Below are 26,428 nucleotides of genomic sequence, written 5' to 3' on the forward strand. Positions count from 1 at the left end.
CGGAAATCCACTTAGCGAAACGCCCGAAACTGTTCAGACAAACCGAGCCACCTCTAAAACGCTCAAGACGCGAGTCCCGGTTTCAAAGGCAAATCGACCGCTGTGCCCAGAGTACTGTCCAGGCCAATTCCTGCTGCAGCGGGGCACAGTGCAAGCCTCTTCCCCCACGGAAAAGGCTGTCCGGGCGGTTCGGTGTCAAAAGTAGAATCGCGAAGGCCGCAGCCCGTCGAGTTCCGACGCCGCCGCGCCATCCAGCATCTCCCGCGCGGCGAGGTCGGCCCAGACCGGTCCCCAGCCGATGCCGCCGTGGGAAACCGCGAAATAGAACCCGGCAAGCCACGGCAAGAAGCCGATGACCGGTCCGCCCGGCGGGATCGCGCGAATGCCGACCCGCATGGCTGACGGCTCAAGTCCTTCGAGTGAAGGAACGGTGCTGGCGACATCGGCGAGCATATCAGTTCCTGAAATTCCATTCTTGCCATGAGTTGCCGTCAGCCCCTCGCCGCGCCAGTGGATGGCCGTGCCATGGGCGTGATCCGGCCGCAGGAGCCAGTTTGCGCCATTGATCACTCGCTGTGGCAGGGCGGAGCGCCCGATCCCCGCATAAACCATGACGCCGGGCACGAGTTCGAGCGGCATGGCAAGCCCGGCCATGGCAGCGATGTGGGTCGCATGGCTACCGGCAGCGTTGACGACAATATCCGCGCCGATCCGCGATCCGTCCTCAAGAATAAGGCCATTGACGCCTTCGGCGCGATGCTCGATCGCCGCGACGCCGCTGCCGACCCGCAGTTCACCGCCGCTGAGAGTGAAAACGCGGATCAGTTGCTCGATCATGGCCGGCGCGTCGACCCAGCCCGAACGTAGCTCGAAGGCGACACGCTCGTCTTCCGGCAGGTGGAGCTGCGGCTCTATATCGCTGACTTCGCTCAAGGAAAGGACCTCGACCTGCGCTCCGGCTTCCCTGCTGAGCGCCACCGCCGTGTCGAAATCGGGAACGGCGCTTGCGACCGTCAGCGTCCCCGACCAGTCCAGCCAGTCACCGCCCAGTTCCTCTGCAAGCCGGTCGAAACGGGCATTCACCGAGAGGCGCAACTGCCGGCGGCCGGGCATCTCCGGCCAGCTCAGTTGCGGGAAGGAGGACAGCCACGAGAAGGAGGCGCCGCTCGTGCCCGCTCCTGGCACGCCTTTGTCGATCAGGATGACATCGGCCCCGCGCTTCTTCAGCCGATAGGCGATGTTCGCGCCGATTGCGCCGGCGCCGATGACCGCGATCTTCATGGTCGCGACCGGAAGATTTCGGGTGAAAGGTCGCTCACCGACGAACAGCCGAGATGACCGAGCGTCGTCCAGAACTCATCCTTCAGAAGATCGAGCACCCGTTTCACGCCGGCCTCGCCGTCTGCGGCAAGGCCCAGCGCGCAGCTTCGGCCAAGGGCGACCGCATCGGCGCCAAGGGCGAGTGCCGTGGCAATGTCGCTGCCGCGCCGGATGCCGCTGTCGAAGACGATCGGCACATCGGGCCCGGCCTCGGCGCGAACTTCGGCAAGCGTGTTGATCGAGGCCGGCTCGCGGTCGATCGTCCGGCCGCCGTAATTCGAAACGTAGAGCCCCTCGGCACCGGCCGAAAGCGCGGCGCGCGCATCGGCCTTGCTGGAAACGCCCTTGACGATGCAGGGCAGCGGCGCCTCGGCAATCACGCGCGCCGCCTTTGCCCAGTCCCAGCGCGGCTTTGTGAAGTCCAGGAGTTCGCGCAGCATCGCCTGGTCCGACTTGCCGGGCCCGAAATTCGAGGGCTGGCCCGCCCCCGGCATCGAGAACCGGTCTTCCATCATCCGCTCCCGCCACTGGCGGATCGGCGAGTAGGTCACGCAGATGCGTTCATAGCCGGCATCCTTCGCGCGGTGCATCATGTCGATGACATGGTTTTCCTCACCGCAGAACGTCATCTGAAAGATGACGGCCGCAGGCGATGCCGCGCGCACCTCTTCCAGCGAATGCCCGGCCGCGACCGGGACCATCTGGCGAATGCCGGCGGCATGGGCCGCACGGCCAACGGCGAGCATGCCGTCGGAATGAAACAGCGTCTCCCCGCCGCCGAACGGCGCGGTGAAGGCGGGAAAGGAGAGATCGTGGCCGAACAGGTTTGTGCGGGTATCCGGGTTGGCGACGCCGGCAAAGAGCGGCGCGTCGAACAGATAGGCATCGAAGGCCGAGACATTGCTCCGCGCCGTCACTTCGTCGCCCGTTCCGCAATGCATGTAGTTCCAGACCGCATCCGAGAGGTTGTGCCGCGCGGCTGCATGAATGCCTCTGAGGGAGGCGTATTTTTCCCGCGTCGCATAGCGATCGTCGCGGCGGACCTCTTCGTCTCTATCGGTCACGGTCATCTCCTGTCGGTTGGAAGCCCCGCGACCGTCGTTCGGCGTGGCGGGCAAGGCGCGCGCGGATCGCGTCGGGATCCGTGGAAGGCGTCGAGGCCAACAGTTGTCGGGTGTAGGGGTGGGTCGGGTTTGCGAAGATCGCCTCGCACGCGCCGCGCTCCACGACCGCGCCGGCATTCATTACCATCACCTCGTCCGATATACGCCGGACCACGCCGAGATCGTGACTGATGAAGACATAGGAAAGGTCGAATTCGCGCTGCAGGTCCGCAAGCAGGTTCAGCACTTTCGCCTGCACCGAAAGGTCGAGCGCGCTCACCGGCTCGTCAAGGATCACGATTTTGGGATTGACCATCAGCGCCCGGGCGATCGCGATACGCTGACGTTGACCGCCTGAAAACATGTGCGGGTAACGTCCGGCATGGTCACGCGCGAGCCCGACCCGCTCGAGCATGTCGCCAACCCGCTCACGCCGCGCTGCGCCGTCGAGCGCGGTGTTCAGCAGCAGTTCTTGGCCAAGCGCGTCACCGATCTTCTTGCGCGGGTTCAGCGATCCGTAAGGGTTCTGGAAGACGATCCGGACCTTGCGCCTGAGTTCGGGCGAAAGGTGATGGCGGCGGATATCCACCTGCTCGCCGTCGACGATCAGTTCGCCTTCGGTCATCGGGTCGATCAGCGTCAGGATGCGTCCGAGCGTAGACTTGCCGCAGCCGGTCTCCCCCACGACGGAAAGCGTGCTGCCTTTTCTCAGCTTCAGGTCAACTCCCTTGAGCGCCCTGACGGGCTCCGCCCTGCGCAGGAGCCGGGCGCGACCGGGATATTCACGCACGAGGCCGAAAGCTTCGAGAATTACAGGCGTTTCCTTACCGGTCATCAGAAGTCCACTCCCGTCAGCGGCCCGCCGCTGCTGCGCTCCGGCAGCGCCGAAAGCAGCGCCTTGGTGTAGGAGTCCTGCGGGGAGACGAACAGCGACAGCACATCCGTCTCTTCCCGCTTTCGCCCCTGATACTGGACGATGACGCGTTCGGCCGTCTCGGCGACCACGCCCATGTCGTGGGTGATGATGATCAGGGCCATGCCGCTACGCTCCTGGAGATCGATCAGCAGGTCGAGGATCTGTTTCTGGATGGTGACGTCGAGCGCCGTCGTTGGTTCGTCCGCGATCAGCAGCTTCGGCTGGCAGGCGATTGCCATGGCGATCATCACCCGCTGACACTGGCCGCCCGACATCTGGTGGGGAAAGGCACTGATTTTCTGTTCAGGTTCCGGCATGCCGACGGCGCGCAGCAATTCCAGCGTCTTCTCGCGACGCTCGGCCCGGCCGAGGCCCTGATGCTTCTTCAGCACCTCGCCGATCTGGAGCCCGACGGTATAGGCGGGGTTGAGCGAGGCGACAGGCTCCTGGAAGATCATTGCGATATCGCGGCCGATGATCCGCCTGCGTTCGCGCGGCGACAGGCCGGCAAGATCAATCCCGTTAAACAGCATCGCGTCGGCAGCAACGGTCGCGGTGTCGGGCAGAAGGCCCATCACCGCCAGCATGGCGACGGATTTTCCCGATCCGCTTTCGCCGACGATCGCCAGAACCTCGCCGGCATCGACATGCACGTCAATGCCATTGACCGCCATCATCGGTCCGTCATCCGTCTCGAAACTGACCGTCAGGTTGCGGATTTCCAGGAGGTGGCCCATGTTCAGCTCCTCTTTAATCTTGGGTCGAGCGCGTCGCGCAGGCCATCGCCGCACAGGTTGATCGCCACGACCGTGACAAGGATGGCGATCCCGGGAAAGGTGACCACCCACCAGGCGCGCAGGATGAATTCGCGCGCCTCGGCAAGCATGGTGCCCCATTCCGGCGTCGGCGGCTGGGCGCCGAGACCGAGGAAACCGAGGGCCGCGGCATCGAGAATGGCGGTTGAGAACGACAGCGTCGCCTGAACAATCAGCGGCGCCAGACAATTCGGCAGAATGGTGCCGAACATCAGCCTGAGGGCGGAGGCCCCCGCGATCCGGTCCGCCGTCACATATTCCCGCGCCTTCTCGTTCATCACGCTGGCGCGTGCAAGGCGCGCGAAATGCGGCTGCAGGACGAGCGCGATGGCGATCATCGCATTGGTGAGCCCTGGCCCCAGGATTGCGACCAGAACAAGCGCCAACAACAGCGAGGGAAAGGCGAGAATGATATCCATCACCCGCATGATGGTGCTATCGATCCAGCCGCCTAAATAGCCGGACACGAGCCCGATCACGATGCCGCCGACAAGCGCAATGGTCACCACCATGGCGCCGATCAGCAGCGAATAGCGCGCGCCGAAGATCAGGCGGGAGAGCATGTCGCGTCCGACAGCATCCGTCCCGAGCGGAAACGCCAGCCGCCCGCCCGCCTGCCAGAACGGCGGCAGGAGCCGGTGATCGCGAAACTGATGTGTCGGGTCATAGGGCGCAAGCAGCGGGGCCAGAACCGCCACGACGACGAGGAAAAGAATAACGGCGAGGCCGATCAGAGCCCCGCGATTGCGGCGGAAATCGCGCCAGAAGGCCCGGAATGCGGCGCGGCCGGCGCCTACGTCGGCGGTATCCGACCTGATCGGAGCAAGCGGTTCAGCCATGACGGATCCTCGGATTGATGACGGCATAGAGAAGATCGACGATCAGGTTCACGACCATGACCACGACGGCAATGACGAGCAGACCGCCCTGGACCACCGGGTAATCCCGCTTGGAAATGGAATCGACCATCCATTTGCCGATGCCGGGCCAGGAGAAGATCGTCTCGGTCAGGATGGCGCCCGCCATCAGCGAACCCACCTGAAGTCCGATGACCGTGACCACCGGGATCAGCGCGTTGCGCAGGGCATGGCGGCCGACGATCAGCGCCGGTCCCAGGCCCTTGGCGCGGGCGGTGCGCACATAGTCTTCGCTCAACACCTCGAGCATGGCCGAACGCGACTGCCGCGCGATCACCGCCATCGGGATCGTGGCGAGCACGATCGTCGGCAGGATCAGGTGCGAAACCGCTGAACGGAAAGCGCCGGCCTGACCGGAAAGCAGGCTGTCGATCAACATGAACCCGGTCGGCTGGGGAAAATAGTATTGAAGCCCGATACGGCCGGAAACCGGGGTCCACCCCAGCGTGCCGGAAAACAGGATGATCATCAGAAGACCCCACCAGAAGATCGGCATGGAATAGCCGATCAAAGCGGAGGTCATGGAAACCTGTTCGAACCAGCTGCCGCGTTTGACGGCGGCGAAAACGCCGAGCGGCAGACCGATGATGATCGCGAGGAACATGGCGCAAAGCCCCAGTTCCATCGTCGCGGGAAAGAAGGTCAGGAAATCGCCGGACACCGGCCTGTGGGTTACAAGCGACGTGCCGAGATCGCCGTGCAGGAGGTCGTTGAGATAGGAGAGATATTGCTGCCAGATTGGTCGGTCGAAGCCGAACTGTCTCATCAGTTCGGCATGGCGCTCCGGCGTCATGCCGCGCTCGCCGGCCATCAGCATGATCGGATCGCCGGGCAGCACCCGGACAAAACCGAAGGCGACGATGGTGATGCCGAACAAGGTCGGTATCAGCACCAGAAGCTTTCCAACGAGATAGCGGAGCACGAGACGATCCTTTCAAAGAACCGGATGGCGGAACCCCGCCACCCGGAAACCCCAGCGGTGAGGTCAGTCGACCGCCGCCGTGATCACGATCTCGACGAGACGTCGCGGATCGCCAAGATCGGCGACGCCGATCGCGGCGCGCGAGGGCAGATCGGCGGCGTTGAGCCATTCCGTCCAGGCTTCGGTCATCGCGGCCTTGCCGGACATGTCGGACAGGTAGACCCGGGCATGCAGCAGCCGGGACTTGTCGCTTCCGGCCTGGGCGAGCAGATCATCGAGCTTGGCGCAGATTTCTGCGGTCTGGCCCTTCATGTCGAGGCTCAGATCGGTGGCGGCATGGCCGGATGCGTAGAGCACACCATTGTGGACGACCCCGCCATGCAGGTGGGGACGGGAGTTCAGGCGTTTGATCATTGTTTTTCCTTGGAAGTTGCCGCCGCCTCGGTCAGGCGGCGGGATGGTAGGGCTCAAGCGGCACTTCCGCCGCCTGCCCCGTGGCGATGCGCGCCAGCTGTCGGCCGGCAAAGGGACCGATCGTCAGTCCGGCGGCGCCCAGGCCGTTGCCGAGGACAAGCCCATCGATGCCCGGAACCGGTCCGAGGATCGGCCGGAACTCCGGCGGCGCCGGACGAAAGCCGATCCGTGTTTCGATGAGCGTCGCATCCACAAGGCCCGGCGCGTAGCGAAGCGCAGCAGTCAGCACCTCGTGCTGACCCTCGCAGGTCACGCGATAGTCGAATCCCTTGCCGTCCTCGCGCGTAGCGCCGACCACGACCCGGCTGTCGTCGAAAGCGAGCAGGTAATGGCTCGCCATCGGCAGCAGCACCGACCATTGCGACGTGTCGACCCCCTTCATGCCGAAATGCAGGATCTGCCCGCGTTGCGGCTTTACCGGATCGACAAGGCCGAGCGGCGCGAGGATCTGCGAAGCCCAGGCGCCCGCCGTTACGATTACCTGGTCCGACGGTATCGGCTGGCCGCGTCCGTCGAGAACGACCGCGCGGCCGCCCTCAAGCTTCAGCGTCGCCAGATCGCTGATGAAGGTCGCGCCGAGCTTGACGGCAGCCCGCACCATGGCCGGGGCAAGCTGGCGGGCATTCACCCGCGCGCCTCCCGGAACGTAGAACGCCTTGTAGGCCTTGTTGATCGGCGGAAAGTGCGTCTGGGCCTGCGCCGGCGTGATTTCTTCGAAACCGCCGGATTCCGGCGCATCGGCCGTGCGCTGCGCGAGGCGCTCGCCGGCGGCGGCGTATTCGGCGGGATCCTCCGCCGTCACCAGCGCACCGACCTTGCGGTAGCCGACATCCGTCTCGCCCCTGTCCGCAAGCCCGGAAACGAGCTCATCGTAGTAGCGGGCGCCGGCGGCATACATCCTGTACCATTCGGGCTCATCGGCCTTGGTGGCCCAGGGGCAGACGATGCCCGCCCCCGCAAGCGTCGCCTTGCCCTGATGCTCCTGGTCGACGATGGTGACATCATGGCCGGCAAGGGCCAGATGGTAGGCGGTGCTGGCGCCGAGAATACCGGCGCCAATAACGGTTACTTTCATTCCACGGTTACTCCGGAAAGGCGGGATGAACCGAAAATCGCCGGCACATAACCATGGACCTTCTTGTTGACCGCCGTGATCGTGTCGGCGCCGCCGAGAACGATGACCGGCACTTCGTCATGAACGATCTGCTGGGCTTCGTGATAGAGCGCAATGCGTTCGTCCTGATCGGAGATCGCGCCGGCTTTCTTCATGACCGCGTTGAAATCATCATCGCACCATGCGCCGATATTCGAGGGCGCCGGCGTGCCTTCGGCATTGCAGGTCAGGTAGTTGTTGGGGATCTGGCTCGGGTCCGGGAAATCGTAAATCCCGCCAAACATGCCCACCTCGGCTTCGCCATTGCGGGCGCGCTGAATGTATTCGGCCCATTCATAGGTCATGATATTGGCCTCGACGCCGATCTCCGCCCAGTCCGCCTGGATCATCTCGGCTGCGCGGCGGCCGTTCGGCATGTAGGGGCGCGATACCGGCACGGCCCAGAGATCAACTTCGAAGCCATCCGGATATCCGGCGTCCGCCAGAAGCTTCCTCGCATGTTCCGGATCATAGGGCCAAGGGCCGATATCCGTGGCGGAGCCCCACATCGCCGGCGGTACGACGGCGCCGGTCACATGGCCCATGCCGCTGTAGACGACCTCGACGAGGTTATCCATGTCGATCGCCTCGGCGAGCGCCTGACGGACCTCCCGTTTGTTCAGCCTGTCATCGCGGAAGTTGAAGTGCAGCATGCCGGTCGAAGCAACCGGCGTCTGTACGGCATCGATATTCTCGGCCTTCTCGATCTGCGCGCGGTCGGCGAGGTTCGGGTAGAGGCTGATCAGGCACTCGCCCGCTTCCGCCCGCTGCAGGCGCACGGTGGCATCCGCCGAAATCGCCATGACGACGGCATCGACCATCGGCGTGCGCTCGTCGTCGCCGAGAGCCGCGCCCCAGGTATCGGCGAAGGGCAGCAGCCGCACCACCGCATCCGTCTGGTAGGCCTGCAGTTCGAAGGGGCCGGTTCCGATCGGATCAAGGTCGAACCGCTCGGGCGTGCCGGCGTCCATCATGGCATCGGCATATTCGGCCGAGGTGATGACGATCGAGCCATGCGCCATCGTGCCGAGGAAGGCGGCTAGCGGCTCCTTCAACTTGAAGGCGACGGTGTGGTCGTCGATCTTCTCGATGGAATCAATGTTGTCGGCAAGCTTCGCGTTGAAGGTCACATAGGTGCCGCCGGAAACCTGATGATACGGGTTGTCCGGGTTCATCATCCGGTCGAAGGTGAAGATCACGTCATCGGCGTTCATCGGGCGTGTGGGCGTGAAGCTGTCGTTCGACTGCCAGGCAACGTCGTGGCGCAGATGGAAGGTATAGGTCTTGCCGTCGTCGGAGATATCCCAGCTTTCGGCCAATGCCGGTTCGATTTGCGATCCGCCGCGCTCGACCGAAACCAGGCCGTCGTAAATCTGGCCGAGCACATAGGCGGTCGTGCCGTTGCTGGTCAGTTCCGGATTGAAGGTTTCCGGCGCGCCTTCGATGCACACGGTCAGAACGCCCGCATGGGCGGCAGGCGCCAGCGCCAGCATCGCTGCGCCGCAAAGATATTTCAGCTTGCTCATGTCGTTCCCTTCTCGTTCGGCGCGTGCTTGTCATTTGCCCGGCCGTTTTTTTGATATTGGTAGGAGAGGGCAAAGTCGGTATGATTGTCAAATCAGTAATTATCCGACCAATATAACCAGAACTCATAGTATTCAGGGAATTCCACATGAACATCCGTCAGCTCGAGGCATTTCATGCCGTGATGGAAACCGGCTCGGTCACGCTTGCGGGCGAGCGGCTGGGAATTTCGCAGCCCGCGGTGAGCAAGCTGCTGAAAGCCTTCGGCGACAGTTGTGGGTTCCGGCTGTTCACGCGCAGCGGCGGGCGCATGCTTCCGACATCGGATGCGCAACTGCTAGCCTCGGAAGTGTCACGGCTTTTTTCCGGAACCGACCGGATCCAGAAACTCGCCCATGCGGTGCGTGACCGGGAATGGGGCGAAGTGACGATCGCCGCGCCGTCGGCTTTTTCGGCGCGCTTCCTAGCCCTGGCGCTGGGCCCGATGATGGCCCGACAGACCAAGATGCATATCGCGATCTCGAGCCAGCCGAGCCCCCGCGTCGCCGAACTCGTGGAAGGGCAGCAGATCGACATAGGCCTGTCGGTCCAGCCGTTCGAACACCCGAATGTCCGTTCGGAACTGGTGATGCGGTTCGCCATGGTCTGCGTCCTGCCGGCAAATCACCGGCTGGCGGGCCAGCGCCTGATCCGCGTCGAGGATCTCAGGAACGAGCCCTTCATTGGGTTGATGCGCGATGATTGTTCGATCATGACCATCGACCGCGCGTTTCAGCTCCGCGGCGTCCAGAAACGCGCCGTGGTGGAGGTGCCGATGTCGGAAACAATCTGCGATTTCGTCGCCGGCGGCGCTGGCGTATCAATCGTTCCGCCCTTCGTGGGTCTTGGCTATGGCGAAGACAAGCTCGTCCGCCGTCCCATCGTTCCGCTGACCACCATGAGCGTCTGGGTCCTGCTGCCGGCCCTGCGCCCGCCGTCGCTTGCAACGGAGCGGATCGTCGAGGTGCTGCGATCTGAACTGCAAGGTTACGACGTGGACGGTTCCGAAACCAGCGTCGCAGCCGAGGTCTAGCGTTCCAACAGTACCGCCCGCGTTGGACCTCGACTGCGGCAAGGACGCGGAGGAGGACCGGCCCTACGCGCTTCTCGCCGGTCTGACCAGCTCATCGCGCGAGGCGATCCGTCCGATAATTCGCAAGGCCGACATCCCCTATTTCTATCCCTCCCTCTATGAGGGCGGCGCCTGCGACAAGCAGACCTTCGTTCCGCCTCGCAGCAGCTTTCCGTGCTGATCAACTGGGCCGTCGAGACATACGGCAAGAAGATCTTCATCATGGCGCCGGACTACAATTTCGGGACTATTTCCGCGCATTGGGTTCGCGAATATGCGAAACGGCTTGGCGCGGAAGTGGCTGGCGAGGACATTCTCGCGCTGATTGTGACCGACTATGCGCCGACCATTCAAAAGATCCAGGCAGCGAAGTCCGACTTCGTGGTGGCGCTGCCTGTCGGCGCAAGCCAGACCGGTTTTCTCGAAAAATTCGCCGCAGCCGGACTGAAGGATAGCATCGGCGTGGTCTCGACGAATTACGGCTCCGGCAACCAGCAGGTCGTCGTATCGCCGGCGGGCGGGCGAGGGGCCGATTGCCAATCAGGGTTGCTTCCAGATTGTCGTCACTGGACGAGACCCTCAAGGCCCGCCGGAAAATCGAAAAGGCGGTTCGGATCCTTGCGCAAAGCCGATCGATTTCCGAAACGGAAGCCTACAAGCGCATCCGCGATCGATCCATGCAGAGCAAGGAAAGCATCGCGAGCATCTCCGGCGCCCTCATCGCGGCACACGAAATCTGACCCCATTCGCCAGATCATGTAACCGGCGAACATTTCATCGTCAGTGACCGCGCCCCGGCCCGGAAATTCTGTGCGGCGAATCAGGCCGTCTTGTTGACGAACAGGTTATTCGTCAGGAAATCGATGAAGACCCGAAGTTTCGGCGACAGGTAGCGGTTTGAAGGCCATAGGATGCGGAATTCCACCGTATTTTTGACGGCATCCTCCAGCACGGAAAGAAGCCTTCCGTCAGCGCAATGGGCGCGTACGGCAAATTCCGGCAGGCAGGCAAGCCCCCGTCCGTTTTCGGCCATGTACAGCAGGGGCTCGATGGCGCTGGAGACAGCAGCGCAAGGCAGATCAAGGCGGGCATCGCCATCCGCGTCGATGAGGCGCCATTCCTCGAGCTTGCCGGTGCTGGGAAAACGATGATGCAGGCAGCGATGCCGGCTCAATTCCGCCACGCGCATAGGCGTGCCGTGCTGCCTGAAATAGGCCGGGGAACCGATGAGCCGAAAGCCGCAACTGCCAAGGCGGCGCGTCATCAGCCGGGAGTCCGCCGGCTCGCCCGAGCGGATTACGGCATCGAACCCTTCCTCGATAACGTCGACCAGGCGATCGCTGAAATCGAGGTCGAGTTCGATCGCCGGCCAGGCCTCCATGAAGGCCGAGAGCGTTGGCATCATCAGCATGCCGACCATAGGCAGGCTGACCCGCAGTCGCCCGGCAGGATGGGCGCGTGTCTCGGAAAGTTCGAGCTCCGCGGCTTCCATTTCGCTCAGTACACGACGGCACCTTTCAAGGAACATGTGTCCCTCCGGCGTCAGCGCGATCGCGCGCGTCGAGCGGTGGAACAACCTGACCCCCAGACGGTCCTCAAGCCGCGCCACGGCCTTGCCAATCGCCGAGGACGACACGCCGAGCTGCCGCCCCGCGACGGTGAAACTGCGGGTTTCCGCCGCCTGGACGAATACGTTCAGGGCGCCAAGGCTGTCTGTCGGATTCATCATGATGCCGGACATATTAGTCCGAAGTCATCCAAATTGAAGCCTGTTTTTCCGGAATTGAAATGCCGTCAGGTTTTCCGGGAGCTTTCAATCGAAAAAGGAAACACGATGATCTGCACAGTCCGCCACCGATTTCTGTCAGAAAACCACCCGCCTGCCCGCACGCACCCGTCCCACAGGTCGGAGAAAAACCATGCATGAGGCCGAAACTTCAACAGGCGCGTGCGATGCGAGGCCCGCGCTGCCCTGGGCGGGCCTGCTGGCGCTGTCCATGGCAGCCTTCATCACGATCCTGACCGAAGCCATGCCGGCGGGCCTTCTGCCCTCCATCGGGCAGGGGCTCGGCGTCTCGGAGGCCGCGGCAGGCCAACTCGTTACCTTTTATGCGGTCGGCTCCCTGGTGGCCGCGATCCCGTTGACAACCGTGACGCAGGGTCTGCGCCGCCGTCCGCTTCTCCTGACGGCCATTCTGGGCTTTCTGCTTGCGAACTCCGTCACGGCCCTCTCCTCCAGCTATGCGCTTACCCTGCTTGCGCGCTTCGTGGCAGGCGTGGCGGCGGGGCTGCTCTGGGCATTGGCCGCGGGATACGCCGCGCGCATGGGGCCGACGCATTTGAAGGGGCGTGCAATAGCGATTGCCATGGCGGGAACACCGCTTGCCTTGTCGCTCGGCGTGCCCGCAGGTACCTTCCTCGGCTCGATCTTGGGCTGGCGCGCATGTTTCGGCCTGATCAGTGTTCTGACGGTGATCCTGATTGTCTGGGTGCTGGCCAAAGTCCCCGATTTCGCCGGTGAACCGGCAGGACAGCGCCGAACCCTGCTTGATATCCTGAAGCTTCCCGGAATCCGTCCGGTGCTCGGCGTCGTTCTGACTTTCGTTCTCGCCCACAACATCCTTTACACCTATATCGCGCCGTTCCTTGCCGGTGTCGGGATGGTTGAACGGACCGATGTTGTTCTGCTCGTCTTCGGGATGGCGTCGCTGGTCAGCATTTGGGCGGTGGGCGTATGGATTGACACGCATCTCCGCGCGCTGACGCTCTTCAGTATCGTGTTATTCGCGCTTGCGGCGAGCCTGTTCTGGCTCTGGCGCGATGCGCCCTTGGCGATCTATGCGGCGAGCGCGACCTGGGGGCTTGCATTCGGCGGATGCGCAACACTGTTCCAGACCGCCAACGCCAATGCGGCCGGCCCTGCGGCGGATCTGGCGCAATCCATGCTCGTGACCATGTGGAATGCGGCTATTGCCGGCGGAGGGTTGGCAGGAGGGCTCCTGCTCGAGCGTTTCGGGGCAGCGAGCCTTGCCCCGAGCCTGCTTGTGCTGATCGCAATCGCCTGGGGGCTGGCCTTCGCTGCGCGAGGCCACGGGTTTCCCGTGGGAACCCTTTCGACCTAGCTGTTTTCCCTGCCTTTATGGCAAACTCGGTTGAGAAGATGGGTGAGGAATGTGACTGATCGTAGTGATGCAAGGGAAGCAAGGACGAGACAGAAAAACGGGCCACACTGAGATCATGATTGTTCACCACCAGGACTGGCGGCGCGGCGCTACCAGATGCGCTTGACGTTGACCTCACACCTGTCATTCGAGTCCGGCTTCTGCTCGAACGCCATGTTGAAGTCATCCTTCAGCAGCCGCAATCCGGCCGCGTGGCCTCACTAAAACCCGATTGCGCGCAGTAGCAGGAAACATGCGGCGGACAGAAGCGCTGCTGCGGGCACTGTGATCACCCAGGCTGCGATGATCGTCATGAAGTGGGAGCGACGAACGAGTTTGCGGCGGGCGCGTTCCTGCCCGGGCAGCCTGCGATCGGGTGGGCGTTCCCGCATCAAACGACGGGCGCGTCGTTCCGTGTACCACTCCCGGAAGAAACCGACACCGAAGACCCCGCCGACCGCGATATGCGTGGAACTCACCGGCAGTCCCAGCCAGGATGCGGCAATGACGGTAACCGCAGCCGACAGCGCCACGCAATAGGCGCGCATCGGGTTGAGCTTGGTGATCTGGCTGCCGACCATGCCGATCAGCTTGGGCCCGAAGAGCACAAGGCCGAAGGAAATGCCGAGCGCGCCGATCAGCATGACCCAGAGCGGTATCGATACCTCGCCCGCCACGCTGGAGGACTGATGCACATAGGCGATCGCCGCAAGCGGTCCGACAGCGTTTGCAACGTCATTGGCGCCATGGGCGAAGGAAAGCAGTGCCGCTGAGACCACGAGCGGAGCGTTGAACAGTGATTTCAGGGACCGGTTCCGGTTTTCGAGTCCTTCGGATTGGCGCCGGATAAGCGGTACGGACAACAGACCGAAGGCTACCCCCACGACTACACCGATCAGCAGCGCGGTGGAGAGATCGATGGCCAGCACATGTTTCAGGCCCTTGAGTGCAAGATAGGTGGCGAAGGCCGCGCTCATCACGCCGATCAGCACCGGGACCCAGGTCCGGGCCGCGGCGATCTTGTCGTCGACATAGATGACCCGCCATTTGATGAAGGCGAGCACCGCCGCGGCGAAAATGCCGCCGAGCAGCGGCGAGATCACCCAACTTGCGGCAATCTGGCCCATCGTTGTCCAGTTGACGGTTCCAAGGCCTGCAGCAACGATGCCAGCGCCCATCACCCCACCGACCACGGAGTGCGTGGTCGAGACCGGAGCGCCGATCCATGTGGCAATATTGACCCAGATCGATGCAGCCAGCAGCGCCGCCATCATCGCCCGCACGAACACTGCCGTGTTGGAGAGCGCAGAGGGGTCGATGATCCCCTTGGAAATCGTGGCAACCACATCGCCGCCTGCCAGCAGCGCGCCGGCGCTTTCGAAAACGGCGGCGATGGCAATCGCGCCCAGCAGAGACAGGGCTTTCGCCCCCACCGCCGGCCCCATATTGTTCGCCACGTCATTCGCGCCGATATTGAGCGCCATATAGGCCCCGAATGCCGCGGCGACGACCAGGGCAAGGCTTTGCGGTTCGCCGCCGGCGAAAATCGCAGCGGCCACGGCTGCAAAGGAAACGAAGACAAGGCTGACGCCGACCCCCACCAGGGGGCGCGAGGCGTACATGGAGGCTTCTTCCAGACGCGACAGACGGTTCAGGTCCTTGTCGAGCGTTTTCCACTGCCGGGTGGCGTCATCGGTCAATATGATCTTCCTTGAAGTCCTGAAAACCGCCTGCTCGTGGCTCGGCTCTCAACGTCACCGCGCCTGTTCGAGAAGAGCCGGGAGATCCTTCAGGATCGCCTTCAGCTGAGGCTCCTCCACGACCCGTGCCGCATCGTCGTGGTGCATCCATTTGCGCTCGCGCTCCCCCATTTCCGGAAATGTGTCGGCAAGCTCGAGCACCTTGATCGCGTAGACATACACATCCGTGGTTACCGGCAATCCTCCATCGACGATCTTTTTGTAGCGATAGCGTCCGATGCGCCTTGCTTCGGCGCCGCGATGAACCCCGGCCTCTTCCCACGCCTCTTCCAGGGCCGTGCCCGTTCCATCCGTGCCTGCCACCGGCCATCCCTTCGGGATGATCCAGCGCCTGGTCGTGCGCGAGGTGATGAGCAGGACCTCCGGTCCGGCATTTCCCTGTCGATAGCACAGCGCGGCGATCTGCACATGTGCAGGCCGGCCGAGAAGAGGGGCGAGATAGCTATGCCAGACCTTTGAGAACATCGGGACACCGTTCGGGAGCGGTCAATATCCCGCTGCTTATAAAAATGTTCGCCCGATCACAAGGTTAGTGGGGCAAAAGTCCCATCTTATCTGACCTTGCAACGCGCTTCCTCGCTTGCCGGCATGCAATCGTTTCGCTCGGCAATAGCCTGGTGCCCATGGCATCCGTGCCGGATCCGAAGGGTGATGCCGTCGCCGAGGAAGTCGCGCCGCATCTGCAGGCGTCTGTTCGTTAGACAGAGAAGAGCTCCCGTTTGGCGACGCGCGAGAGTTTTGAAGCACGTTACAGTCTCGTGAACGGCTGATTCTGGACCGCGTCTTTCGTAAAACGATTCACGTTATGCGGATTTTTGGGAGGAATGCGTGTCGGTAATGATCAAGCAGCGATCTTTTGAACTGCTCTTGTTCCGGCCTCCAACTAGAGATCGCCATGTGCTGCATTACGCGTTGTTGGCGCCCGTCAACCGCCGAAGCGCGGTTCGGGTAGGCCCTTTATCCCCAGCCCCGTGATCGCGAACAGGCTTCCGCGCAGAACGCCGTCGCCGGGAAAGCGCGGCAGCGGCGGCTTGGCCATCGAGGTGACATAGAGCACATCGAGGTTCGGCCCGCCGAACTGTACGCTGGTTACCTTCTTCACCGGCATTGCGATCTCGCGGTCGAGCGTGCCGTCCGGCGCATAGCGGCAGAGCCGCCCGTCATAGACCAGCGCCAGCCAGTAATAGCCCTCGGCGTCGACGGTTGCCCCATCCGCCGCGCCGCCGTTCGCGGTGTCGACCCTGGTAAAGGTCCGACGGTTCGAAACCGCGCCGGTCTCGATGTCGTAGTCATACGCCCAGACCTCGCCGGTCCAGGTGTCGGTGAAATAGAAGGTCCCGTTGTCGGGAGAGAAGCAGGGGCCGTTCGAGCAGATGATGCCGTCATCGATCTTGGTGACGCTGAGGTCCGGGTCGACCCGGTAGAGCGCGCCTTTCGGGCCTTCCTCCATCATATCCATGGAGCCGGCGAAAAACCGTCCCCTGCGGTCGCATTTGCCGTCATTGAGACGAGTTGTATCCATTCCCGGTTCGGGGTCGTGCAGCAACTGGCAGTCGCCGCTTTCGAAATCCAGCAGATGGAAGCCCTTGTCCAGCGACACGATGGCGCCGGAACCGTCCTTGCGCAGCGCCAAGGATCCGATCTTGCCCGGCACGTCCCACGCGCGCAACTCGGTTCCTTCGGCGGTGCAACGAAACACCCGTCCATCCATCGAATCGATGAAATAGAGCCGCTGGCTTTCCACGTCCCAGACCGGACCTTCGCCCAGCGTGGTCTTCACGTCCAGCAAAATGTCGATCTTCATAACCGTCTTCCTCCCTGTCAGAAATTCACCGCGTCGCCGCCCTTTAGCGCCAGCATCGCGCGGGCCTCGTCCGGCGTGGCGATCTGGAGCCCCAGCCCCTCGACAAGGGCGCGCGCCTTGGCGACCTGCTGGGCATTGCTCTCCGCCAGCTTGCCGCGCGCAATCCAGATGCTGTCCTCGAGCCCGACGCGGATGTTCCCGCCCATGCTCACCGCCTGGGCGGCGATGCGGAACTGGTCCTTGCCAGCACCCAGCACCGACCAGCGGAACTCACTGCCGAACAGCCGGTCGGCGGTCCGTTTCATGTGCATCACGTCCTCCGGGTGGGTGCCGATGCCGCCCAGAAGCCCGAAGACCGACTGCACGAAGAAGGGCGGCTTGACCAGCCCGCGATCGGCGAAATGGGCGAGGTTGTAGAGATGCGAGATATCATAGCATTCGAACTCGAAGCGGGTGCCGTTGCCGTAGCAGGTCTCCAGCACATATTCGATATCCTTGAACGAGTTGCGGAACACAAGATCGCGCGAGCCTTCCAGATGTTCACGTTCCCATTCATGTTTGAACTCCTTGTATTTCGCCAACAGCGGGAAAAAGCCGAAATTCATCGATCCCATGTTGAGCGAGGCGACCTCGGGCGACCATTTGGCCGCCGGTTTGGTGCGCTCGTCCACGGTCATATAGGGCGAGCCGCCGGTGGTGATGTTCACCACCGCGTTGGTCGACTGCTTGATGCGTCCGAGGAAGGGCGCGAAGGCTTCCGGCGACTGATCGGGCTTGCCGGTCTTCGGGTCGCGCGCATGCAGGTGCAGGATCGCCGCCCCGGCCTCGGCAGCGCCGATGGCTGCCTCGGCAATCTCGTCGGGGGTGATCGGCAGGTATTCCGACATCGTCGGGGTGTGGATGGCGCCGGTCACGGCGCAGGTAATGATCACTTTGTCAGGCATGTTTCAGTCTCCGATTTCGTCTGCGGCGCGCCGTTTGTGGGCGGCAAGGGCCATGAGCCGCCGATCACGCCAGGCTTGCCGGTCGGCGATGTTTTCTGTGGGGAGCGCGGCGCGCCGTTCTGCCTCGATGCGGTCCAGCACCGCGCCGCGCCAGTCGGCGGGACGCTGTCCGGAAAGGCCGTCATAAATGCCGGCATAGCGTTCGACATATTGCCGCACGCCCTCGGGCGCGTTGAGGTCGATGGTCTCGAACGGGCCGATGAACGACCAGCGCAGGGCAAGTCCCTCGCGGATGCCGATGTCAATGTCCTCCGCGCTGGCGTAGCCGTCGGCAACCAGCCGGAAGGCCTCATGTAACAGAGCCCCCTGCATCCGGTTCATGACGAAGCCATCGATCTCCTTTTGCATGACGATGGGGCGCATCCCGGCGTCGCGCAGCATGGTCGCCGTGCGCTCGACCAGCGTCGGATCGGTCCATGGCGCGGGCACCAGCTCCGCCGCCGGCACCAGATAGGCGGGGTTGATCGGGTGGTTGACCATGACGCGGTGACGCCCCGCAAGCCCCTCGGAGATCGCCGACGGCAGCAAAGCGGAGGACGACGAGGCGAGCACGGTTTCCGGCCCGGCGATCGCGTCGAGCCGCGCGAAGATGGCGCGCTTCACGCCGATCTCCTCAAACGTGCTTTCCTGCACGTGTTCCGCCCCCTCCAGCGCCTCTTCAAGCGTGACGACGGGGCGGATGCGGGCGAGCGCCTCCTCGGGGGCACAATCGATGAGGCCGAGCCGTTCCAGCTCGGGCAGCATCTCCGCAGCAAAGGCGCGCGCGGCGTGCGGCGCTTCGGCATTCTCGTCCCAGAGCCGCACCTCGTGGCCCGCGCGGGCGAAGACGATGGACCAGGCGCGGCCGATCAGGCCGGTGCCGACGCAGGCGACGGGGGTGGTCATGACAGCGTCTCCACATTGCCGTCGACGGGAAAGCTCTGCCCCGACAGGTTGCGCCCGGTATCGGCGATCAGGAAGGCGGCCATGTCGGCGACATCCTCCGGCGGGGTCATTCGCCGTAGCGAGACGTTGGACAGGTAGCGCTCGGTCATCGCCTCGTGGCTGATGCCGGTCTGCTCGGCACGGGCGGCGATCACCTTTTCGATGCGCGGCCCTGCGACGATGCCGGGCAGGATTGCATTGGCCCGGATATTGTCCGGCCCCAGCTCCTTGGCAATGCTCTGGGTGAAGCCCACGACGCCCCATTTGGCCGAGGCATAGGGGGTGCGGAAGGCGTAGCCGAACCTGCCTGCGGAGGAGGACATATTGACAATGGCCCCACCGCCCGCCGCGCGCAGCATCGGCACGGCATAATGGGTGCAGAGGAACTGTCCGGTCAGGCAGATGTCGATGCAGCGCCGCCAGTCGTCCGTCGATATCGCGTCAACGCCGCCGGTCGGGCCGGCGATCCCGGCATTGTTCACCAGCGCATCGAGCCCGCCCATGTCGGTCTCTATGGCCTTGAAGAATGCCGCGACCTGGTCCTCATCCGAGACGTCGGCCAGCATTGCGACCTCTGCGCCCAACGCCGCGGCGGCAGCCTCCAGCGCCGCTGGATCCACGTCACAGATCGCCAGTCGGGCACCCTGGCGGGCGAGCTCGCGGGCGATACAGAGGCCGATTCCGCCTGCGCCTGCGCTGATCGCGATGCGTTTTCCGGCAAGGCCGGGCAAAATCATGCGGGGGGTGTCGTTCATGGCAATCTCCTTCATTCGCGCAGGGCGATAACGGCCATCAGGATGACGAGGCCGAAGAACACGGATCGGAAGGCAAAGGGTAGCGCAGTGCCCGCAAGCAGCGTCTGCATCGCTGTGAGCAGCAGCGCGCCGCCCAGCATGCCTGCGTAGTGCCCGCGTCCGCCGGTGATCAGCGCGCCGCCGACCACCACGACGGCGATGGAGGGCAGCAGATAGTCGTCGCCCATGCCCAGGCTCGCCTGTCCGGAAAAGCCTGCAAGCAATATGCCGACCAGCGCAGCGCAAAGCGCCGACAATATGTAGACCGAGACGATCACCCGCCCGCTTCGCACGCCCGACAGACGCGCGGCGAGCGCACTATTGCCGACGGCATAAACGTGGCGACCGAAGACAGTACGTCCCAGAAGCAGGATCGCCAGCGCGGCAAAGGCGATCATGAACAGGATAACCGGGGTCACGCCAAGGATCTTCCCGGTCATCAGCCAGCGCAGCGCGGGCGGGGCGAAGCCCGCCGGCGTGCCGCCGGACCAGATCAGCGCCGCGCCCTGCAGAATGCCGTTCATCGCCAGCGTCACCACAATCGGCGAAAGCCCGAGCGCCACCACGCCGAGTCCGTTCGCCAGCCCGATCAGCGCCGCCACGGCAAAGACCACCGGCAGCGCGACCAGAAGACCTGCGTCCTGACCGCCGACAAGCCCGGTCATCAACACGCCCGACAGCGCGATGCACCAGGGCAGCGACAGATCGAGGCCGCCGGTCAGGATCACAGCGCCCTGTCCCAGTGCCAGAATGGCGAGGAAACTTGAAAGCACCAGCAGCGAGTCCCAGTAGCGCCATCCGGTGAACACGCCTCCGAGAACCAGATGCGTCGCGATTAGTACCAGGACGAGGCAGATCCAGGCGGGGAGAGCATGCCGCAGCGTCGCGCCGTGGCGTTGCAAGAAGCTCAGCTTGAGTGCGGCGTCTGCAGGCTGCGTGAAGGCGAGCCTGCGATCCGCCTTTGGCCGTTGCGACACCAGCCAGCCCCTACGGCGTGCGGCGAGCGCGTCCTTCAGCTCACGCAAGCGCTGCGATAGCGGGCTGTCCTTGCTCATCGAACCCGCCAGAACCGCGATCAATAATACGGCGCTTTCGGCGATGGTGGCGTAATAGGCCGAGACGTTGAGCGACAGCAGCAGGTTCACCACGATCATCAGGATATAGGCCCCGAGAATCGTGCCGGGAATGCCGCCCTTGCCGCCGCCGAGCCGGGTTCCGCCAATGACGACGGCGGCAAAGGTCGGCAGTAGCAGCGCGTTGCCGACCAGCGGATCACCGCTGCCGGTCTGGGCGCTGACAAACACGCCGGCCAGACCGTAGAGCCCGCCTGCAAGCATGTATGTAAAGAAAATCACTGCGCGGGTATGAAGGCCTGTCGCGCGGGCGGCCTCGGGATCACTGCCCACCGCATAAAGCGTCACGCCGAAGGCTGTGCGCTTGAGCCAGAGCCATAGCAGGATCAGAATGCCAAGCAGCGTCAACGGCGCGGGCAACAGGCCCGGCAGCGTGTCACCGAGATAGACGGTTGCCAGGGAAGGTGCAATGAAGCCGCCGGGCATTGCCATCACCAGAAGGGTCACGCCCTGAACGATGAACATGACCGCCAGCGTCACCACGATCGGCTGGAGCCGCATGAACGCGACGAAAAAACCGTTCACCGCGCCGACGCCCATGCCGATCGCAATGCCGATGGCCGTCCAAAGCGGCACGGATGCCGCGGCGTTGGTTGGATCCATCGAGGTCGCAAGCACCGCGTTGACCAGCGACACCACGGCGCCTGCAGAAAGGTCGAAGCCGCCGGAAAGGATCACCAGCGTTTGCCCGGCGGCGGCAATGGCGGTGGTGGCCCCGCCGCTTGCCAGAAAGGAAATGTCGAAATAGCTCAGCGGGTAGGGACTGAGAAAGCTGTTCAGCATCATGAGCCCGGCAAACACCAGGGCCGCGACGATGACCGCCTGGCTGCGTTTCAGGCTGCGCAGGCCCGGCCACCGAGTGGTATGCCGGACAGAGTCAACGGGATGATCGGTCATGCCGGGATCTCCTTACGGGGGCGGTGCATATCGGCATGCAGCGGATCGCTGCCCCCGAGCGTTGCTTCCATAATGGCCTTCTCGGTCAGGCCGTCGCCTTCGAGCCAAAGACTCACGCGGCCCTCGTAAAGCACGCCGACCCGGTCGCAGAGGTGCACCAGTTCGGGGATCTCGGTCGAATGCAGCAGAACGGAGCCGCCTGCCTCGGAATAGGCGCGCAGAAGCGCGTAAAGCTGTTCCTTGGTGCCGACATCGATGCCGCGCGTGGGGTCGAAGAGCAGCAGGATGCGGCTTTGTGCCACCAGCCATTTCGCCAGCACGATCTTTTGCTGGTTGCCGCCCGAAAACGCGCCGGCGGACAGGTAATGCGCGCGTCCGTCGACCTCGACGGCGGCAAAGGCGCCGGCGGCGGCGCGCGCCTCGGCTGCATCATCCAGCAGCGGGCCGCGACGGAAGCGGTCCAGCACCGGCAGGCTGGCGTTCTGCCGTCCGGAAAGCTTGAGAAATAGGCCCTGTGTCTTGCGTTCCTCGGGCACGAGCCCGATGGCGACGGACGGGTGCATCGCGTCGGCGGGCGAGCGCAGGTGCAGGGGAGCGCCATCCAGTTCCACATGACCCGCATTTAGGTGTTCCTGTCCAAAAAGAGCAGAGAACAGCGCTTCCTGGCCCATGCCCTGCAGCCCGGCGATGCCGAGGATCTCGCCTTGGTGAAGCGCGATATCTGCCTCCTTGAGCTTTGGCCCGGCCGACAGGCCGCGCGTCGCCAGGACCGGCGTTTCGCCCTGCCTGTCGCGCGGGGCCCGCGGCGGCGGGAAGGCGTTTTCGACCGAACGTCCAATGATCAACTCGACCACTTCGGCATCTGTGACATCGGCGACCTTCGCCGAATGCACCGAGTGGCCATTGCGCAGGATGGTGAGCGTGTCGCAAAAAGCCCGAACCTCGGGCAGGCGGTGCGAGATGAACAGCACCGTGATCCCTCGCGCCGCCGCATCGGCGATGATGCGCCCCAGCCAGTCGACGTCGCTGCCCGACAGGGCCGAGGTCGGTTCGTCCAGCAACAGGATCTGCGGCTTGCGATAGAGTGTCCGGGCGATCTCGATTTTCTGGCGCACAGCGAGGGTCAGTTCGCTGGCATGCGCATCAAGGTCAATAGAAAGACCGAGTGCTTCAAAATGATCCGATACGGCGCGGCGAGTTCGGCCGCGGTTCAGCGTGCCGAGCGGCGTCCAGGGCGCGCGCGGCAGAAGCATGTTATCGAGCACCGTCAGGTCGGGCACCAGGGTCAGTTCCTGGAAGGCGGTCTGCACGCCCGCCGCATGGGCGTCGCGCGGCGAGCGCAACGCGACCTCCCGCCCGTCGATGCGGATGCTGCCGGCGTCAGGCCGCACGAGGCCCGACAGCAGCTTCATCGTGGTCGACTTGCCCGCGCCGTTTTCGCCCAGCAACGCATGAACGTGGCCCTTGGCAACGGAAAATTCGACTTGGTCATTGGCAACGGTCGGCCCGTAGGCCTTGGTCAGGCCGGAGACCGCGACAGCGGGTGCGGATGACATGGCGTCCTCGAGAATGCTGTGAAGGGGTCCGGCGGCAAACTGCCGCCGGATCGGGGCGCGGGTTCAGCGCTCGGGCTGGCCCACAAGCGCGGCATTCAACCCGAGTTGCGGCAGCTCTTCCGAGAAGATCGAGGCGAACCAGCCCGGGTTTGAAACCAGACTTGGCTGAAAGGCGTTGCAGCCTGCCTTCTGTTCTTCCCAGCTACCGGTTTCGCACAACTCGACCGTATCGTTGGTGACCAGCGGCAGCGGCAGGGTGGTGTGCTGCGGGATATCCGCCCCGTCGAGCTTGTCGACCGCCAGCTTCAGCGCCAGCGCGCCGGAATAGGGCGGCGAGGCATAGGAAATCCGCGCCGCGCCCATCGGCGCATAGGGCGTTGCGGCGCCGTCAACCGCGGCGTCGGCCGGCAGCATCTGGATGCGCCCGCCGTTCGAACCCTCGCCCGCGCAAGGCAGAAGGTCTTCGCGCGCCTGGCCCGCCTCGAGCTGCATGGCGTTGGCGGTGTAGCAGCCGACCTGCATCCACAGCCCGTCGATATCGGACCAGTCGCGGGTCGCCATCAGCTTGTTGAGCTCGGTCCGCGCCACCGCCTGGCTCCACATGCCCACGGCCTCGCCGACGATATTGATGCCCTCGTGTTCAGCGAACACTTCCTTGGCTGCCGAGGTGCGGGCGGTGTCGACCGATGTTCCGGGAACGCCGGTGACCATCACCACGTCGCCCTCGCCACCCATCTCGTCGACCAGCCATTCGGCCGTCTTTCGACCCGCTTCGGCCTGATCGATGGTGACGTTATAGGCGCACGGCTCGGTGATCTCGGCATCGTAGGCGATGATCGTCACACCGCGCGAGCAGGCGCTGCGCACCACGCTGTTCAATGCCGTGGGTGAGATCGGGTAGACCACGATCGCATCGGCGCCGGCTTGCACCATGGCATTGATCTGCTGAATCTGGCGCTGGGCATTGGGGCCGGCAACCTGCACCTCAAGGTCGACGCGGTCCTTGTAATCCTCGGATGCGGCCAGCGCCTTGATCATGTTCGAGGCTTCGGCCTGCCAGTCATTGCCGATGTAGCTCATCGACAGAAATATCTTATAGGGCTCGGCGTCCTGCGCCTGCACTGCCCCCGCAAGACCGATGGCGCAGGCTGCGCCGGCTAATAAACGTCCAATCATGGCTTCCTCCCTTGGTAGGCGACTCTCCAGGTCGCCCGACAGGTCTGAAGATTAAATATCTTTGATCAAAAGTCAAAACCTCTTTCTCTTTTAGGCGAAATTTCGTAGCTTTGTGTGTGGAACAAGAGGATTCACCATGCTCGAAAACGTGACGCCGTTGAAAAAGGAGACGCTTCAGGCGCTGGTGCACCAGCGCCTGTGCGACCTGATCCTCCAGGGCGAGATCGCTCCGGGAGAATCGGTCACCGTGGCGAGCATCGCAAAGGCGCTGAATGTCAGCCCGATGCCGGTGCGCGAGGCGATTTCCCGGCTAATGGCGCTCGGAGCGCTGACCGTCGTGTCCGGTCGGTCGATCGGCGTGCCTTTGCTCGGCGTGCGACAGCTTGAGGACCTGCGTAAAGTCCGCTCCGAGATCGAGGCCTCGGCCGTCACCTGGGCTGTCGCGAACCGGACGCCGGCGTTCGAGGCGAAACTAGAGGCCCTGCTGGAAAGCATGGAAGATGCGGAAGCCAAGGGGCAGGTGCGCGACTTCATCCACCGCAACTACGAATTCCACTTCGCGATTTACACGCAGGCGGGCTCCGCGCTCATGCTTGAGATCATCGGCACACTCTGGCTCCGGATCAATCCGCAGTTCCACCTGCTGCAACGCCATGGTCACTACAAGGCGTCGAACCGGCAGCACCGCGCTCTGTATGAGCGAATCTGCGCGGGCGATGCCGGGGGCGCGGTCTCCGCCCTGCGGGAGGACATTGACGGCGCGTATGAAGTGCTCCTCAAAACGCTGCAAGAAAGCGGCCCCCGATCTGATCACACTCTGGCGCAGTAGTTCCGGGGCATATGTAGCTTGACCCGAAAGCGGCCAAGAAGAGGCTTGCGCAAAGGCGATCGGCGCGCCGCTTGAGAATGCTTGAGAATAATGAAAAGCAGGTCGACCGGTTTCTGGAACGCATCAGGGACGATGGGTCTCTCATGCGTTCGCTTAAGGTTCGATGTTCGAGGCCGCCAGGAGACGTTTGCGCCATTCGAGGAATGCGGGCGTGGCGAACCCCGGCCGGCAGGCCAAATGGGTGTCGACGGTCATCAGCTCATGCTCCTCCACGGAGCCGAGATGGGACAGCGTGTCGGCGACGCTTTTCGGCATGACGCTGACGCAGGCCCCCGCCGCGGTGTAGGCGAACATGGCGTGGTAGGAGCCGACCTCCTGGATCTTCAGGCACGAGCGGGCACGGCTTCCGCCCATCAGCCATTCCTCCGCCAGCATGCGGTAGGTGCAGCCCGGCGCGAAGGCTGCCAGCGCCATCGGTCCCACGTCCGCTGGCGCGCGAACCGGGCGGTGCCCCTTTGGCACGAGGAGGACGAGCTCCTCGCGAAAGACGGGGACTGTTTCCAGCGCGTCGAGCGCGCTCCAGCTATCGTCCGCCGCAATGGCGATTAGGGCGCAGTCGATACGGTGGGCCTGAACCGCATCGACAAGCTGGCGTGTCGGCGCCGTCGGGAGCTCGATCGTCACCTCCGGCCAGTCGCGGTTGAAGGCGGCAAGCAATGTGGGCAGGCGGCTTGCGACCGTGCTTTCCATCGAGCCGATGCGCAGTGTGCCGCCGGGGCCTTCGGGATTGATCTGCTGGCGCGCCTCGTCGGCGAGATTGAGGATGCGTTCGGCATAGTCGAGATAGGTTTCGCCCTCGCTGGTCAGCACCATGCGTCGCGTCTCGCGGGCAAACAGCGCCACGCCAATCTCCGCCTCCAGCTGCTGGATCCGGGTGGTGACGTTCGATGGCACGCGACCCAGGAGTTCGGCGGCCCGGGTGATGCTCTCCTCTCTGGCGACGGCCCTGAAGACGGCGAGTGTGGCGAGGTCCATCGAAATTCTCCATTGCAGAACAAATGGAAATATATATTCTTTAAATGGTAATGAACGTCAAGGTGAATTCTCTTTCAGGGAATTTGTGCTGACCTGATCG

General features: G+C 63.7%; 25 protein-coding genes. 5 read left to right on the forward strand and 20 right to left on the reverse strand.

Annotation, left to right across the window (positions count from 1 at the left end; translation table 11 throughout):
- Positions 1-195: 195 nt before the first annotated feature.
- From V6766_RS19920 to V6766_RS19960, 9 genes are all read right to left on the reverse strand, one after another.
- Positions 196-1,281, reverse strand: a complete 1,086-nt coding sequence (locus tag V6766_RS19920; RefSeq protein WP_448469435.1) for an NAD(P)/FAD-dependent oxidoreductase — start codon at positions 1,279-1,281, stop codon at positions 196-198.
- Positions 1,278-2,384: an alpha-hydroxy acid oxidase gene (locus V6766_RS19925; protein WP_448469437.1), complete on the reverse strand. Its 1,107-nt coding sequence runs from the start codon at positions 2,382-2,384 to the stop codon at positions 1,278-1,280. The genes V6766_RS19920 and V6766_RS19925 overlap by 4 nt, the downstream gene beginning before the upstream one ends.
- Positions 2,374-3,258 (reverse strand): ATP-binding cassette domain-containing protein, encoded by an 885-nt coding sequence (locus tag V6766_RS19930; RefSeq protein ID WP_448469439.1) that lies wholly within the window; start codon positions 3,256-3,258, stop codon positions 2,374-2,376. Before V6766_RS19930 ends, V6766_RS19925 begins: the two co-directional genes overlap by 11 nt.
- The gene (locus tag V6766_RS19935; RefSeq protein ID WP_448469441.1) at positions 3,258-4,076 is read right to left on the reverse strand and encodes an ATP-binding cassette domain-containing protein; all 819 of its coding nucleotides are present in this window, start codon (positions 4,074-4,076) and stop codon (positions 3,258-3,260) included. The genes V6766_RS19930 and V6766_RS19935 overlap by 1 nt, the downstream gene beginning before the upstream one ends.
- 2 nt (positions 4,077-4,078) lie before the next feature.
- On the reverse strand, positions 4,079-4,993 hold the full coding sequence (locus V6766_RS19940) for an ABC transporter permease subunit (protein ID WP_448469443.1): 915 nt from the start codon (positions 4,991-4,993) through the stop codon (positions 4,079-4,081).
- A complete protein-coding gene (locus V6766_RS19945) occupies positions 4,986-5,993 on the reverse strand; it encodes an ABC transporter permease subunit (protein ID WP_448469445.1) in 1,008 nt (335 codons plus the stop codon). The genes V6766_RS19940 and V6766_RS19945 overlap by 8 nt, the downstream gene beginning before the upstream one ends.
- Before the next feature lie 63 nt (positions 5,994-6,056).
- Entirely contained in the window at positions 6,057-6,407 is a 351-nt protein-coding gene (locus V6766_RS19950; protein WP_448469447.1) for a RidA family protein, read from the reverse strand.
- A gap of 31 nt (positions 6,408-6,438) precedes the next feature.
- Positions 6,439-7,542 carry an NAD(P)/FAD-dependent oxidoreductase gene (locus V6766_RS19955; RefSeq protein ID WP_448469449.1) on the reverse strand — a complete coding sequence of 368 codons (1,104 nt, stop codon included), beginning with the start codon at positions 7,540-7,542 and terminating at the stop codon, positions 6,439-6,441.
- Complete coding sequence (locus V6766_RS19960; RefSeq protein WP_448469451.1) at positions 7,539-9,146, reverse strand: ABC transporter substrate-binding protein; 1,608 nt, start codon at positions 9,144-9,146, stop codon at positions 7,539-7,541. The genes V6766_RS19955 and V6766_RS19960 overlap by 4 nt, the downstream gene beginning before the upstream one ends.
- 146 nt (positions 9,147-9,292) lie before the next feature.
- Here V6766_RS19960 and V6766_RS19965 point away from each other — a divergent pair, with 146 nt between their 5' ends.
- Genes V6766_RS19965 through V6766_RS19975 form a run of 3 tightly spaced genes read left to right on the forward strand, consistent with a single transcriptional unit; the run spans position 9,293 to position 11,017 of the window.
- A complete protein-coding gene (locus V6766_RS19965; RefSeq protein ID WP_448469453.1) occupies positions 9,293-10,216 on the forward strand; it encodes a LysR substrate-binding domain-containing protein in 924 nt (307 codons plus the stop codon).
- Positions 10,217-10,238: 22 nt separating this feature from the next.
- Entirely contained in the window at positions 10,239-10,436 is a 198-nt protein-coding gene (locus V6766_RS19970) for a hypothetical protein (RefSeq protein WP_448469455.1), read from the forward strand.
- Complete coding sequence (locus V6766_RS19975) at positions 10,430-11,017, forward strand: ABC transporter substrate-binding protein (RefSeq protein WP_448469457.1); 588 nt, start codon at positions 10,430-10,432, stop codon at positions 11,015-11,017. Before V6766_RS19970 ends, V6766_RS19975 begins: the two co-directional genes overlap by 7 nt.
- 58 nt (positions 11,018-11,075) lie before the next feature.
- On the opposite strand, the gene V6766_RS19980 is transcribed toward V6766_RS19975, so the two are convergent.
- Complete coding sequence (locus V6766_RS19980) at positions 11,076-11,984, reverse strand: LysR family transcriptional regulator (protein ID WP_448469459.1); 909 nt, start codon at positions 11,982-11,984, stop codon at positions 11,076-11,078.
- Between the two features lie 190 nt (positions 11,985-12,174).
- On the opposite strand from V6766_RS19980, the gene V6766_RS19985 reads away from it, so the two are divergent.
- Entirely contained in the window at positions 12,175-13,377 is a 1,203-nt protein-coding gene (locus tag V6766_RS19985; protein ID WP_448469461.1) for an MFS transporter, read from the forward strand.
- A 260-nt stretch (positions 13,378-13,637) separates the two neighbouring features.
- On the opposite strand, the gene V6766_RS19990 is transcribed toward V6766_RS19985, so the two are convergent.
- The 9 genes from V6766_RS19990 to V6766_RS20030 form a co-directional block, all read right to left on the reverse strand.
- The gene (locus tag V6766_RS19990; RefSeq protein WP_448469463.1) at positions 13,638-15,116 is read right to left on the reverse strand and encodes an inorganic phosphate transporter; all 1,479 of its coding nucleotides are present in this window, start codon (positions 15,114-15,116) and stop codon (positions 13,638-13,640) included.
- 54 nt (positions 15,117-15,170) lie between these two features.
- Positions 15,171-15,641 (reverse strand): NUDIX hydrolase, encoded by a 471-nt coding sequence (locus tag V6766_RS19995; RefSeq protein WP_448469465.1) that lies wholly within the window; start codon positions 15,639-15,641, stop codon positions 15,171-15,173.
- 460 nt (positions 15,642-16,101) lie between these two features.
- Positions 16,102-16,980, reverse strand: coding sequence for an SMP-30/gluconolactonase/LRE family protein (locus V6766_RS20000; RefSeq protein WP_448469467.1), 879 nt, complete (start codon positions 16,978-16,980; stop codon positions 16,102-16,104).
- Between the two features lie 17 nt (positions 16,981-16,997).
- Complete coding sequence (locus V6766_RS20005; protein ID WP_448469469.1) at positions 16,998-17,924, reverse strand: 3-keto-5-aminohexanoate cleavage protein; 927 nt, start codon at positions 17,922-17,924, stop codon at positions 16,998-17,000.
- 3 nt (positions 17,925-17,927) lie between these two features.
- Positions 17,928-18,869 (reverse strand): 3-hydroxyacyl-CoA dehydrogenase, encoded by a 942-nt coding sequence (locus V6766_RS20010; protein WP_448469471.1) that lies wholly within the window; start codon positions 18,867-18,869, stop codon positions 17,928-17,930.
- The gene (locus V6766_RS20015; RefSeq protein ID WP_448469473.1) at positions 18,866-19,663 is read right to left on the reverse strand and encodes an SDR family oxidoreductase; all 798 of its coding nucleotides are present in this window, start codon (positions 19,661-19,663) and stop codon (positions 18,866-18,868) included. Before V6766_RS20015 ends, V6766_RS20010 begins: the two co-directional genes overlap by 4 nt.
- 11 nt (positions 19,664-19,674) lie before the next feature.
- On the reverse strand, positions 19,675-21,732 hold the full coding sequence (locus V6766_RS20020; RefSeq protein WP_448469475.1) for an ABC transporter permease: 2,058 nt from the start codon (positions 21,730-21,732) through the stop codon (positions 19,675-19,677).
- Positions 21,729-23,288: a sugar ABC transporter ATP-binding protein gene (locus tag V6766_RS20025; RefSeq protein WP_448469477.1), complete on the reverse strand. Its 1,560-nt coding sequence runs from the start codon at positions 23,286-23,288 to the stop codon at positions 21,729-21,731. Before V6766_RS20025 ends, V6766_RS20020 begins: the two co-directional genes overlap by 4 nt.
- Before the next feature lie 63 nt (positions 23,289-23,351).
- A complete protein-coding gene (locus tag V6766_RS20030) occupies positions 23,352-24,464 on the reverse strand; it encodes a sugar ABC transporter substrate-binding protein (protein ID WP_448469479.1) in 1,113 nt (370 codons plus the stop codon).
- A 136-nt stretch (positions 24,465-24,600) separates the two neighbouring features.
- Between V6766_RS20030 and V6766_RS20035 the strand changes: the two genes are divergently transcribed.
- Complete coding sequence (locus V6766_RS20035; protein ID WP_448469481.1) at positions 24,601-25,293, forward strand: GntR family transcriptional regulator; 693 nt, start codon at positions 24,601-24,603, stop codon at positions 25,291-25,293.
- 153 nt (positions 25,294-25,446) lie between these two features.
- On the opposite strand, the gene V6766_RS20040 is transcribed toward V6766_RS20035, so the two are convergent.
- Positions 25,447-26,328 carry a LysR family transcriptional regulator gene (locus V6766_RS20040; RefSeq protein WP_448469483.1) on the reverse strand — a complete coding sequence of 294 codons (882 nt, stop codon included), beginning with the start codon at positions 26,326-26,328 and terminating at the stop codon, positions 25,447-25,449.
- Between the last annotated feature and the right edge of the window lie 100 nt (positions 26,329-26,428).

This window comes from Martelella sp. AMO21009 (genome assembly GCF_053484295.1).